The 12,797-nt window shown below is 38.3% G+C and carries 12 protein-coding genes and 1 pseudogene; 5 read left to right on the top strand and 8 right to left on the bottom strand.

Going from position 1 to position 12,797, the window contains the following annotated elements:
- The 7 genes and pseudogenes from V7149_RS03530 to V7149_RS03500 form a co-directional block, all read right to left on the bottom strand.
- On the bottom strand, positions 1-320 hold a 320-nt coding region (locus V7149_RS03530; protein WP_335344274.1), incomplete at its 3' end, for an MFS transporter.
- Between the two features lie 73 nt (positions 321-393).
- The gene (locus tag V7149_RS03525) at positions 394-834 is read right to left on the bottom strand and encodes a DUF3830 family protein (RefSeq protein ID WP_335344273.1); all 441 of its coding nucleotides are present in this window, start codon (positions 832-834) and stop codon (positions 394-396) included.
- 151 nt (positions 835-985) lie between these two features.
- Positions 986-2,641: a hydantoinase B/oxoprolinase family protein gene (locus V7149_RS03520; protein ID WP_335344272.1), complete on the bottom strand. Its 1,656-nt coding sequence runs from the start codon at positions 2,639-2,641 to the stop codon at positions 986-988.
- Entirely contained in the window at positions 2,638-4,674 is a 2,037-nt protein-coding gene (locus tag V7149_RS03515) for a hydantoinase/oxoprolinase family protein (protein ID WP_335344271.1), read from the bottom strand. The genes V7149_RS03520 and V7149_RS03515 overlap by 4 nt, the downstream gene beginning before the upstream one ends.
- 134 nt (positions 4,675-4,808) lie before the next feature.
- Complete coding sequence (locus V7149_RS03510; protein WP_335344270.1) at positions 4,809-5,354, bottom strand: helix-turn-helix domain-containing protein; 546 nt, start codon at positions 5,352-5,354, stop codon at positions 4,809-4,811.
- A 251-nt stretch (positions 5,355-5,605) separates the two neighbouring features.
- Positions 5,606-5,830, bottom strand: a pseudogene (locus tag V7149_RS03505) (arsenate reductase); the annotation flags it as partial.
- Between the two features lie 30 nt (positions 5,831-5,860).
- Positions 5,861-7,159 (bottom strand): arsenic transporter, encoded by a 1,299-nt coding sequence (locus V7149_RS03500; RefSeq protein ID WP_335344269.1) that lies wholly within the window; start codon positions 7,157-7,159, stop codon positions 5,861-5,863.
- A gap of 183 nt (positions 7,160-7,342) precedes the next feature.
- On the opposite strand from V7149_RS03500, the gene V7149_RS03495 reads away from it, so the two are divergent.
- The 5 genes from V7149_RS03495 (at position 7,343) to V7149_RS03475 (ending at position 12,442) form a co-directional block, all read left to right on the top strand.
- Complete coding sequence (locus V7149_RS03495) at positions 7,343-8,395, top strand: flavin-containing monooxygenase (protein WP_335344268.1); 1,053 nt, start codon at positions 7,343-7,345, stop codon at positions 8,393-8,395.
- 104 nt (positions 8,396-8,499) lie between these two features.
- Complete coding sequence (locus tag V7149_RS03490; RefSeq protein WP_335344267.1) at positions 8,500-9,732, top strand: Zn-dependent hydrolase; 1,233 nt, start codon at positions 8,500-8,502, stop codon at positions 9,730-9,732.
- Positions 9,733-9,952: 220 nt separating this feature from the next.
- Positions 9,953-10,819 (top strand): alpha/beta hydrolase, encoded by an 867-nt coding sequence (locus V7149_RS03485; RefSeq protein WP_335344266.1) that lies wholly within the window; start codon positions 9,953-9,955, stop codon positions 10,817-10,819.
- A gap of 295 nt (positions 10,820-11,114) precedes the next feature.
- Entirely contained in the window at positions 11,115-11,318 is a 204-nt protein-coding gene (locus V7149_RS03480) for an aspartyl-phosphate phosphatase Spo0E family protein (RefSeq protein WP_335344265.1), read from the top strand.
- 131 nt (positions 11,319-11,449) lie between these two features.
- A complete protein-coding gene (locus V7149_RS03475) occupies positions 11,450-12,442 on the top strand; it encodes a potassium channel family protein (protein WP_335344264.1) in 993 nt (330 codons plus the stop codon).
- On the opposite strand, the gene V7149_RS03470 is transcribed toward V7149_RS03475, so the two are convergent.
- Positions 12,439-12,797: YugN-like family protein (locus V7149_RS03470; RefSeq protein WP_335344263.1), on the bottom strand; the 359-nt coding region annotated here is incomplete at its 5' end. The two genes, V7149_RS03475 and V7149_RS03470, sit on opposite strands and share 4 nt — an antisense overlap.

The following is a 12,797-nucleotide window of genomic DNA, read 5'->3' as shown; positions in this document are numbered from 1 at the left end:
GTGTAAAGCAATAAACTATACATCATTGTTTTTTTACGGCCAATCTTATCGGAAATAAATCCCCAAATATAAGCCCCGGGAATCATTCCTAGAAAGATAGCTCCAATGATTGAACCTGTTTGTACTGCTGTTAAGTTAAATTCAGCTGCAATCGCCCCACTAAGAAAGATAATAATCATCATTTCCCATGCTTCAACTACAAATGCAAAGAATAGAACCATCCCTACAAAAGCATGTCGGTTGTTAAAGGGCATATCTTTAAATAATTCGCCTACCTGCATAACTGACTCAGCTTTAGCTTTCAACGCAGCATTGGACATATATTTTCATCTCCCATTGAAACTGAATACTCAGTATTTTTAAAAGTTGATTTTTAAACGAGATTTAGCTAGCTTAGTCTTCCAATCTCTCAATATAAATCTTCTCTTTCCCTTCAAGCCAAATTCGCTCACCAATTTGGACAAGCTTGTCAAATTCCGAATAATCGACTTGCGCAAAAACGTTAACAGGCTCATTGCCTTTGTGGCTTCTTGCCAGCTCAGCACCATAGTATATGGCTAAAGCCTGCGGGAGAACGCCTTCTTCCTCCCAATTCCAATCCCGCCAATAACACACTTCCCCAACACTTGTATAAATGGTCTGATTTTCTCTTGGAGGCAAGTCCTGTTCATTATAGCCAAAATTGAATTCCCTGCCTGACCATCTTGATTGAGCAGCAACACTTTCTAACGGAAGAGCATTCCAAATCCTCTCACAAGTTAATGGAGCCTTCCCCTCTAGTAAAGTTGCTGAAATCTCTCCCCCGCCTTCAAACCGAAATCTTATTCTTTTCAAAGCTGCTGCACATCCTCTTAAGTTCATATTTATATTAAATTCTAAATTATCAGTCTCCATCAGGTAAAAATAGGGGAAGGCATTCTTTTTAGAATATCCTTCCCATTTCCACCATGAGCTCAATGTGTATATTCTTTACTCGCTTTTTTGTTTATTTTCCGGTAACATATTCATTTCTTAAATCTTTTTCAGCATCCCCAGAAGATCTTTCGGTCGGATCCCCGAAACCGCCTCCGCCGCCGGTCATGACTTTGACGATATCGCCTTTGCGTATTTTCCTTCCGTTTACTTTTAGTAAATGTTCAACCTCTCCGCCTGAAATAATTTCTACATCAGGTTTCGCGCCAGGCTGGCCTCCGAACAGTCCCCATGCCGGAGTCTTTGATCTTTCAAACCAAAGAGAAACTGCCGCATCTTCACTAAGAATCTCATATTCTCTTACAACCCCAAGACCTCCTCGATACTGGCCGGCTCCGCCAGAGTTTTGTCTTAATCCATATTGATTGATTCTAATCGGATACTTTGACTCAAATACTTCGATTGGCAGATTTTTGAAGTCCCCGCTCACATGGTTAATTAATGCAGATTGCCCGTCTCCAGAATGGAATGCACCCCATCCTCCAGCAGTCGCTTCCACACTTAAAAATGACTCATTTGTTTTTTCATCCGTTCCTGCAAATGTCACTACCATGGAATCTCCGTAATGCGCACCAGCAGCCTTATCCTTCATAACAGGGGATAGTGCTTTAATAATTAAATCAATCAATAAACCTAGCGGAGTAAAATACCAGCCGCATGGGGCAGGCTCTACTGCATGGAAGATTGTTGCTTCTGGAGCAATAACTTTCATTGTTCTAAAGTTCCCTCCAGTTACAGGAGAATTGGGACTAATTAAATCTTTAAATGCCACACGGCAGGCTGAAATCGTCTGTGCATAGCCGCAGTTCGTTTGTCCGAAGCGCTGCTTGCTAGAGCCTGTAAGATCAATCGTAATATAATCGCCCTCAACCTTTACTTGAACCTTTACAAGAATCGGTTCATCCTTGACCCCATCATTATCCAGGTATCCTTCTGCCTCATAGACGCCATCCGGAATATTGCGAATAACGCTGCGGTCCATTTCTTCTGATTGTTTAAAAATATCATGAATACAGCGATTAATTCGGTCGATGCCAAAGCGGACAATTAATTCCTTGAATCTTTTTTCACCTGTCCGGCAGGCTGCAATTTGCGCATTTAAATCTCCCAATGCAGCTTCACGGAAACGGTTATTCGAAACAATTAAGCGGATTACATCTTCGATTGGCTTCCCTTGATCATAAATTTTAGTAGGAGGAATTCGGATACCCTCTTGATAAATACTTGTTGCATCCATGGGATACCCAGGATCCTTCGAGCCAATATCTAACCAGTGGGCACGGTTTGCTGTAAAGCCAACGAGCTCACCTTCTAAGAAAATTGGAGAGAATACCGTAACATCATTTAAATGCGTTCCGCCAATATATGAATCATTTAAAATATACACATCTCCATCTTTATAGTTTTCAATTCCGCCGATTACGTTGGTAGTTACTTTTATACATTCATCAATGTTTCCAAGAAATATTGGCAATCCGGCAGACTGTCCTAATAGCTCTACATCGCGGTTAAAAATACAAACACTACAATCCTTCATTTCATAAATAATCGGTGAAAATGCGCTTCTCGCTAGACTTGCGTTCATTTCATCCGCAGCCGAGATAAGAGCATTCCTTACAATTTCCGTTGTAACCGGATTTTCTAAATATACTGGTGTTTGAGTGCTCATACCAAAACCTCCTGTTCAGCTGTTTCTTTAACAATTTCAATATTCTGATATTCATCAATGCGAATATAGTGTTTTGGCGGTATAACTAAAGTTGAGTTTTTATCTTCAACAACCGCTGGCCCATTGAAATAGTTTCCATAGGATAGCTCCTCAGTTGAATATACCTTTGTTTCTTCTTCAACATTATTCCAAACTACATTTCGTTTTGATGATGGTACCGCTTGTTTTTCAGATCGTTCGTCCGACTTCACATATTCTACCTTTTCAAGATCTCCAAAGGCTGTAGCACGAAGGTTCACGATCTCTATTGACCCTTTCGGATTATTATGTCCGTAAATATCTAAATGGGCTTTATGGAAGTCCTCTTCGATTTCCTTAAGATTATTTGTTTCGTTTAATATATTTACCGTATATTCCTGACCAGCATAGCGGACATCAATGCTATTTTGGAAACGAATATGCTCGGTTTGAATGTTCTGCTGATTTAAAACTGCAACGCTTTCCTGTTTCATTTCCTCATATAAGGATTCAAGCTGGCTATAATTCACTTCTTCGATGCTAGATACATAGTTTCGCACTGTATCAAAGCGGATGTCTGTTTGCAGCATGCCCCATGCAGAGAATGTTCCGGATACGCTCGGTACAAATACTTTCTTCATATCCAATAGATCTGCAATTAACACAGCATGCATTGGTCCTGCGCCGCCAAATGCAACTAATGTAAAATCACGAGGATCAATTCCGCGTTTAACCGTTAATGTACGAATAGCATCTGCCATCTTTGCATTCGCAATATCACAAATTCCTTCAGCTGTTTCTTGAACAGAAAGTCCAATTTGATCTGCAACCGATTTCACTGCTTCAATCGCTGCTTGTTTATCCAGCTTGATGTCGCCGCCTAAGAAGTTATTTTCATCGATACGGCCTAGTACTAAATTTGCATCTGTCACAGTCGGCTGTTTTCCCCCTTGTCCATAACAAGCCGGTCCTGGTGAGGAGCCTGCACTTTTCGGTCCTACACGCAATCCGCCTGCCTCTACCCATGCAATGGATCCGCCTCCTGCTCCAATCGTATGAATATTAACCATAGGTGATAAAATCGGGAAGCCTTCCATATGAATTTCAGCTGTAATGTCTGGCTGTCCATCAATAATCATACTTACATCAAAACTCGTTCCTCCCATATCCACACAAATTAAGTTTGGATCGCCTGTCAGCTTTGTTAAATTCATTCCGCCAATCGTTCCGCCTACTGGTCCTGACATAAGTGTCTGCAATGGAAGACGCTGAGCAATCTTGGATGTCATAACCCCTCCATTAGACTGCATAATGTAAATATCTTTTTTGAAGCCTCTCTTCTCTACTTCCTTCTCTAAAATATTTAAGTATTTTTTTACGATAGGAGCGATATATGCATTGATAACCGTTGTACTTACACGCTCATATTCTCTCCACTCACGGGCAATATCGCTAGAAAGCGAGACCGGAATATCAAGCTCTTTTTCGATGAAGCTGCGGATTTTATCCTCGTGCTCTGGATTACGGTAAGCGTGCATTAAGCACACAGCCACTGCATCATAGTTTTTATCCTTTAATTGGCCAATAATTTGCTGCAGGTTTTCTTCATCGAGCGGTGTTAGAACAGAGCCGTCAAATGTCACTCTTTCTTGGATTTCATAAATAAGCTCTCGCTCCACTAAAGTAGCTGGCTTATTGAACTGAATATTGTACATTTCAGTCCGGTTTGCCCTGCCGATTTCATACACATCTCTAAATCCTTTCGTTACTATAAGGGCTACATTTGCACCCTTTCTTTCAAGGAAAGCATTTAATCCAGATGTTGTTCCATGAACAAAGTATTCGATTTCAGATAAATCCCCTACATAATGACTTATGGCCTCTAAAACTCCTTCAGCTAGATTATGCGGAGTTGTTAAAGTTTTTTTCGTATGATAGACATTTTTCAGACGGTCAAACACAACTAAATCTGTAAAAGTACCTCCAATATCTACTCCAAGACGATAACGCGACATTATGCTTCCTCCCTTTCTGTTTCACTTCATCTTTTATGTTGTATTCCCTTTTAAAACCCTATTTGCATGTTGGTCAAAACATTAAGTATATGCAATTGACATGCATTCCTCCCTTCAAGGTTTCTATCAATCTATTAGTTAAAAATAACTGGTGTAATTACAGATAATAAAATCGTTTCTTGATCAAGCGGATTCTCCCACATATGGGGAAGTGTGGACGGAAAATGGATTGCTTCTCCCTCACGCAAATAATAAACATTCTGATCAACCGTGATTAACACTGCACCCTTTAGGACATAATAAAATTCTTCCCCCGGATGCCTAGCCATTTCTATATCCCTTTGATGCGGCTGCATTGTAACTTGAAAAGGCTCAATCTTTCTGTCAGTAAAATTATTGCTGAGACGAATATAAGTAGAATCAGAGCTTTCAATCTTAAAAGATTTTTGATTTTCCTTTTTAACTGCATAATTTAAATTCTCTGGCTCCTCAAAAAAATGAATCATCTTTACGCCAAAAGCATCAGCAATTTTTTTTAATGACGTGATAGCAAGTGAAGATGTTCCTCTTTCTATTTGTGATAAAAAACTAACGGAAAGATCCGTCTTTTCACTCAGCTCTTTTAATGTCATTCCCTGTTCGAATCGTAATTGTTTAATTTTTTCAAAAATTTCCTTCATTACTGAATCCCTTTCTATAAATGAAGAATTTTTACTGCTGCACTGTAATTGTTTATGATTTTATCATAATTCATTTTAATACGAAAGAATATTTTAAATATTTTTTATAGTTATAATTAATTGTTATTTTAGAATATTTTTGTTGTATAACTTATTCTTGTAAAACACATAAAAAAAACGCATCATATTAGATGCGTTTCAATAGCTATCTCTTTTCTTCTGCAAATCTCTTAACTATCTCCTCAATTTCAAGTAACAACTAAATCAGCATTGTTAAGAATTTCTGCATCAATGATATCCGAGGTTTGAATTGAAATATCTACTCCCACTTCATCCATGGCTTTTACAGCATTTAGGTTTAAGACATACGCCTCAATTCCTGCACTATAAACATTCCAATCATCAGCCAAATACTTCTTCCCCTAGCCCTCTGCCATTTGGCTTCGGCATGAATTGCCTGTACATAGAAAATAAATTGTTTTTTAGTCATGATTTTAACTCCGTTATTAATGAATAAATAGCAGCCAAATATACAAACCAACCAATGTGATAAATAAAGTTGGAATCGTTAAAACAATCCCCGTTTTAAAATACGTTCCCCATGAGATTTTTACACCTTTTAAGGAAAGAACATGCATCCATAATAAGGTGGCTAGAGAACCAATTGGTGTAATTTTGGGACCTAAGTCCGAACCAATGACATTGGCAAAAATGAGTGCTTCTCTTATGACTCCCGTTGTATTTGTGTCTGAAATCGCTAAAGCATCAATCATCACGGTAGGCAAATTATTCATCACAGATGAAAGCAGCGCAGCAATGAATCCCATCCCGAGTGTCGCGGCAAATAATCCTTGATCGGCAGCTGATTGAATAACATCAGCTAAAACATTCGTTAACCCCACATTTCGCAAACCATAAACAACCACATACATCCCAATTGAGAAAAAGACAATAGCCCAAGGAGCCCCTTTCATGACAGTCCTTGTATTCACCGCATGGCTCCTTCTTGCCATGAATAGGAAGAAAACAGCTACAACCCCTGCAATGATAGAGACTGGAATTCCAGTAAATTCACTAGCAAAATACCCCATAAGGAGGACTGCCAGTACATACCATGACAATAGAAACATTTTTTCGTCCCGTATTGCTTCTACTGGTTTTTTTAGGTCCGATAAGTCGTAGTTCTTTGGAATGCTCTTACGAAAGAAAAGATATAATACCAAAATACTAGAAGCAAGAGAAAAGAAGTTTGGGATAATCATTCTTGATGCAAATTCATTAAATCCGATTCCAAAATAATCGGCAGAAACGATATTAACAAGATTACTAACAACTAAGGGAAGCGATGTTGTATCTGCAATGAATCCACTGGCTATGATAAACGGAAAAACCATTTTTTCATTAAATTGCAGATTTCGGACCATTGATAATACAATAGGTGTGAGGATGAGCGCAGTTCCGTCATTAGTGAATAATGCGGAAACAATAGCACCTAGAATGGTGATATATACAAACATTCTTATCCCATTTCCCTTTGCTGCTCTCGACATATTTAAGGCTGCCCATTCAAAAAATCCTATTTCATCTAAAATAAGCGATATAATTATAATGGCAATTAACGTTAATGTGGCATTCCAAACAATTAATATCACATCTATGAAATCATGAAAGTCCACGACTCCCACAATAAGTGCCAGCATAGCTCCTCCGCAAGCCGTCCAGCCAATTCCTAACCCTTTCGGCTGCCAAATAACTAATATTATAGTGGCCAAAAAGATAATACTTGCTAAAATAATTGAAAACATCGTGAACCCCCAACTATCTCTATTTACCTCCATCAGTATATAGGCATACTTAAATGCGTTCAACATTAAATAAACCTTTGCAGTCAATGTCAAATTCTAAATGAATTACGTTATTGACAGATTTTTCATTTCTCTATATATTATATATGGGCATATATTCATATATTGATTGAGGTGTCTATAATGATTTACGATGGGTTAATTATCGGAGCTGGCCAGGCTGGCTTATCCATGGGATACTATTTTAAAAAATCATCCTTGTCCTTTCTTATTATTGATAGTCATAAGCGTGTCGGTGACGTATGGAGAAACAGATATGATTCCCTAGTCTTGTTTACCCCACGTTCTTATAGTTCCTTACATGGCTTAATGATGGAAGGGGACCCAGATGGGTTTCCTACAAAGAATGAAGTAGCTGATTATTTAGAGAAGTATGCTAAAACCTTTCAATTGCCCATACAGCTTGATACAAAAGTTAAACAAGTATATAAAACAGATAAATATTTTAATATTGTTATTCAAAATTCTACTCTTCAGGCCAAGAAAGTGGTTATCGCAACAGGTCCCTTTCACCATCCTAGAATTCCTGCTTTTTCAAAAGAACTTCAAGATGATGTCATCCAGCTACATTCTTCCCAATATAAAAAACCCAAACAGCTGAAAGAAGGAAACGTTCTAGTCGTTGGGGGTGGTAATTCCGGTGCGCAAATTGCTGTTGAACTTTCCGAATCCCATCCTACTTATCTTTCGGCGGGAGAAGCCTTGCGTTTCTTCCCTTTAACCTTTACAAATAAAAGTATATTTTGGTGGCTAGATCAATTAGGAATTTTAAAGGCAAATTCATCTTCTAAAATAGCAAAATGGCTTCGGAAAAAAGGCGATCCTATTTTTGGCCTGGAATTAAAAGAGAAGATTAAACTAGGTAAAGTATCTATGAAAGGAAGAACAATTGGAATTAAACAAAATGAAATCCTATTTGCAGATGATTCCACTTTAAAAGCTGATAATATTATTTGGGCTACAGGTTTTGAAACTAATTTTTCCATGTTGGATTTCCCGCAGATTTTTGATGAAAAAGGAAAAGTAATTCACGAACGAGGAATATCAAATATAGACGGATTGTATTTTCTTGGCCTGCCCTGGCAGCATAGGCGAGGTTCTGCTCTTTTATTAGGGGTTGGCGATGATGCAAAGTTTTTATTCGAAAACATCATAATGGATTACTCCCTGAATTAAACGCAGCAATCGTGTTGCGTTTTTTCTTTTAGAATCAGCAAATAATAGATATAATCTATGTATTAATCATTCGATCAAATATTACTTTTAATAGGAGAAACATTATGGACTTGAGAGAACGGTATGAAATACTTTTTAATAAAATGAATCAATACAATTCGGGTGATATCGGTATAACGCGTGTTGCCTACACGAATGAAGAGCAAGCGGGTACCCATGCCTTCATGAGGCTTTGTATGGATGAAAAATTAGATGTTCGCCTTGACCCTTGCGGAAACTTAATTGCTAGAAGGGAAGGAAAAATAAAGGGCCTTCCACCAGTTGTGATTGGATCTCACTTAGATACTGTGTATCAAGGTGGAAAATATGACGGTTTAGTTGGAGTGACAGCTGGGTTGGAGATAATTTCACGATTAAATGATAAGGGTATCGTGACAGATCACCCGATTGAAGTCGTTTCTTTCGCTTGTGAGGAATCCTCCCGATTTGGTGTTTCTACTTTTGGGAGTAAGGCAATGGCTGGACTCCTAGATAAAGAAAAATACAGGCATCTGAAAGACCGCGATGGCCTTACGATGGAAAAAGCATTAGCCCTATGTGCCCTTGATTTTAATAGTATTGATGAAGCAAGCAGAGCAAACGAAGAATTCAAGGCATATTTCGAGCTGCATGTGGAGCAAGGTCCCGTTCTCATTAATAATCAGAAAAAAATTGGGATTGTAACTGGGATCGCAGCACCAGCTAGACTTCTTCTAAAAATTTATGGAAAGGCCTCACATTCAGGTACAACCCCAATGAATATGAGAAAGGACGCTCTCCTCGGTGCTTCCGAAATTGCCTTAGAGCTTGAAAAAGCGGCAATGCTTGAACAAGCGTACGGAACTGTTGGAACAGTTGGCGTTTTGGATATTCCTTCAGGAGCGATGAATGTCGTTCCAGGTGAGGTTGAGCTTAAGATTGACATTCGATCTACGTCTACCGAATCAAGAGAACGTGTGTTAAACCATGTCTATGAAACGATTGCCTCAGTAAAAGCAAAGAGACAGCTCGAGATCGAAACTAATGTTATTAGTTTAGAGGAGCCTGTTATTCTTTCTGAAGAACTTGTAGAAGAAGTCAGAAACATTTGTGATCGCAGAAATCTATCATACGAAGTCATGCAGAGCGGGGCTGGCCATGACGCGATGAACATTACAAGACTTGGTCCAGTTGGGCTGATCTTTGTACCATCTGTTGATGGATTAAGTCATCATCCTGATGAATACACAGATCTAGACGACATTTTACTTGGAATTGATGTTTTAGAAGAGGCTGTTATACAATATGCGAAAGCGTAACGATTACCTTAACATATAGTTGAGTACTCAGAAAAAACGAAGGTGCTAGCCAAGTCTTTGGAATGATGCCTTCGTTTTATTTTTTCCCCTTACCTACTCCACTCATTTCCAGTAACGTCTAAATGACCATTTCTCTTCTTTTTTGGTATACTATATATCGTTAATTCACATACAAAAACTATCCGAAGAATCTCTACTAGAATGGACGTGAATCTTTAAAATGAAAACAGTTATTTACAAAGAAGAAGCCGGCTATGCGCTTAAAGCAGATTTCCATGAACCGGTTCGTGAAAATGCTCCTGTTGTCGTATATATTCATGGGGGCGGCCTCCTATGGGGTACAAGAAAAGAACTATCTGCTGAAATGATACAGCTTTATACAAATAATGGCTTTGCAGTGTTCTCTATTGATTACAGACTTGCTCCTGAAACAAAACTATCGGGCATCCTTAATGATATCCAAGATGCGCTGAACTGGATAAAATCTGAAGGACCTAATCAATTCTCAATTGATCCTGATAGAATAGCTGTAATAGGCGGGTCAGCAGGCGGATTTCTAGCACTGTCTACCGGTACACTTTCAAACAAGCCGCGTGCAATCGTATCCTTCTATGGATATGGAGATATAGGCGCTAATTGGGCTACAACCCCTAACAGCTACTACCTCCAAAAAGATAGAGTACCAAAAGAGATTGCCGATCGGCTTGTATCTAATCAAATAATTACAGAAGCTTCTGTTCAACCCCGGTTCCTTCTATATTTATATGCACGACAAACTGGGGATTGGATTCAAGAAGTAACTGGAATTAACCCGCAAATGAACGAAGAAACGATTCAAAAGTATTCTCCCATTTATAATATTGATGCGGATTACCCGCCTACTTTATTCTTACATGGAACGAAAGATGTAGACGTCCCTTACGAACAATCTGTTTTAATGAGCGAAGCCCTATCAAAAGCAAGCGTTGAAAGCAAATTAATTACCATCCCTAATGGAGAGCATGTATTCGATAAGGATTTCCATAACCCAACTGTCCAAGATGCACTTAAAGAAGTCATAGAATTCCTGAAATCCCATTTATCTTAGTAAATTAATCCTTTTCCTTCTCCCTATTGGAATGATGGAGAAGGATTTTTTTATAAAAACAATTACTTTTTTCCTCCCAAAAAGCGATTTAGGAATCAAGGCTACAAATGTCTCCCATATATTTTACAGAGAGAAGCTATTTTATTAGGACTTTTGTCCTGATTAAGCTACCAAATTTATGTAAAAGATGAAGGAAAATGTCTTTTTCTTAGAACCTTTGTCGAATCTATTTCGAAATATGAAATATCTCCTATAATAAAGGTATACTTGAAAACATTAGTAGGAGAAGATGAAGATGAACAAGTATTCATTAGAGAAATTAGTCCTTAAGCGCATTAATATAATGAGAAAAGAAATGATCCGAATTGCACATGAAACCGGAATGAATAGTGTTGAAACGATAAATTATAGCCAAAAGCTAGACCGTTTAATATACCTTCACCTTTTGCATTTTTCATTAAGTGATCGTACTATCCATAGAGGTCATTCAGCTAGTTAATCAACCTATAATTCTTACTAAATTGGGGCTAGAAGATCTAGCTCTTTTTTCTATTTTATAGAAGTTAAATTTATGAAATCCCTCTAACTAGTCCATACTGAATACAGATTCTTTTTTAGGGGTGTCAAATTTTGTCATACAATTTATTTACTAGCTTTGCGCGTTTACCGCTAATATTTCGAGTATTAATTATTTCACTTACGCTGATTTTTACATTTGGAACGATAATTCATTTATTAGAACCAGACCAATTTAAAACTATTTTCGAAGGTATTTGGTGGGCTGTAGTCACAGCAGCTACAGTTGGCTATGGAGATTTTGCACCGAAGACAGTTTTTGGGAGACTTGCCGGGATTGCTTTAATCATGATCGGAGCTGGATTTTTAGCCACCTATTTTGTCACACTAGCCACTGTTGCAGTAACAAGACAGAATGATTTAATTGAAGGGAAGCTTGCTTTCAAAGGGAAAAAACATCTAATTATTATCGGGTGGAATGAACGTTCACGTGAAATTCTTCAGGCACTTTGTAAAAATCATAAAGATATGACTATCACCTTAATTGATGAATCACTAGAAAAAAATCCATTGCCTGACAGAAATGTGCATTTTATTCAAGGCCGTTCAAACGTTGATGATGTGCTGTTAAAAGCAAATATATTAGAAGCAAGTAAAGTGATTATAACCGCTGACCCAAACAAGGGCGAGCTTCATGCTGACATGGGCTCCATCTTAACCTTGCTTGCTGTAAAAGGGCTTAATCCTCATGTCCCCTGCATCGTTGAAATTCTAACATTAGAGCAAGTTGCCAACGCGAAAAGAGCTGGGGCCGATGAGGTTGTCCAAACAAATATTTTAACAAGCTTTGTGATGATTAATAGCATCTTTTCACAGGAGCTGGTAACATCCTTTTTGGACTTATTACGGCAGATGGATAACCGAAAATTAACGTTTCAGCAGGCTTCAACAGATATATTGGACATGTCCTATATGGAACTTAGTCAATTACTCATTAAAGACGGAATTCTGTTGCTCGGAGTAAAAAGAGGGGAGGAAACGCTATTAAATCCTCCAGCCCCCTTTCATATTCACGAAAATGATCAATTGATTATCATTACGAATTAACCATTCAAGAGCACTGCTTCCAATTCTTTGACAAGCGCTTTCCCATGATCCATGAATTTCTCCGGGAGTTCAGCATCCTTTTCGATTGGCTCCGAGAATTGGTTAAATGATCCAGATATGACCGCTGTATGCGCATGGTCGTCCAAACCATCCTCATATAGGTGTGAGAGCAAAAACGGTCGCCTAAGCTCGACTGTACATCCTCTCGCATCAAGCTGCCCGTCTATTGCCATAAAGGGAAGCCTTAAAAATTGATAGCCCTCCTTGTTATCGACCTTATAATCAAAATAGCCTTTTTCATAATCCCAATTGCCGCCAATTGAATAGCCGATTGGTTTTAACTTCTGTTCTAATT

Origin of the sequence: Bacillus sp. JJ1503, assembly GCF_036965125.1 — a bacterium.
Classification (GTDB): Bacteria; Bacillota; Bacilli; order Bacillales; family Cytobacillaceae; genus Cytobacillus.
The sequence above is the reverse complement of the archived record's forward strand: the minus strand, read 5'-3'. Positions and strand labels throughout refer to the sequence as shown.

Bases quoted from the DNA above. Each gene is read 5' to 3' on its own strand.
- V7149_RS03520 (WP_335344272.1), bottom strand. From the start codon at position 2,641: ATGAGCACTCAAACACCAGTATATTTAGAAAATCCGGTTACAACGGAA.
- V7149_RS03515 (WP_335344271.1), bottom strand. From the start codon at position 4,674: ATGTCGCGTTATCGTCTTGGAGTAGATATTGGAGGTACTTTTACAGAT.
- V7149_RS03510 (WP_335344270.1), bottom strand. From the start codon at position 5,354: ATGAAGGAAATTTTTGAAAAAATTAAACAATTACGATTCGAACAGGGA.
- V7149_RS03500 (WP_335344269.1), bottom strand. From the start codon at position 7,159: ATGTTTTCAATTATTTTAGCAAGTATTATCTTTTTGGCCACTATAATA.
- V7149_RS03495 (WP_335344268.1), top strand. From the start codon at position 7,343: ATGATTTACGATGGGTTAATTATCGGAGCTGGCCAGGCTGGCTTATCC.
- V7149_RS03490 (WP_335344267.1), top strand. From the start codon at position 8,500: ATGGACTTGAGAGAACGGTATGAAATACTTTTTAATAAAATGAATCAA.
- V7149_RS03485 (WP_335344266.1), top strand. From the start codon at position 9,953: ATGAAAACAGTTATTTACAAAGAAGAAGCCGGCTATGCGCTTAAAGCA.
- V7149_RS03480 (WP_335344265.1), top strand. From the start codon at position 11,115: ATGAACAAGTATTCATTAGAGAAATTAGTCCTTAAGCGCATTAATATA.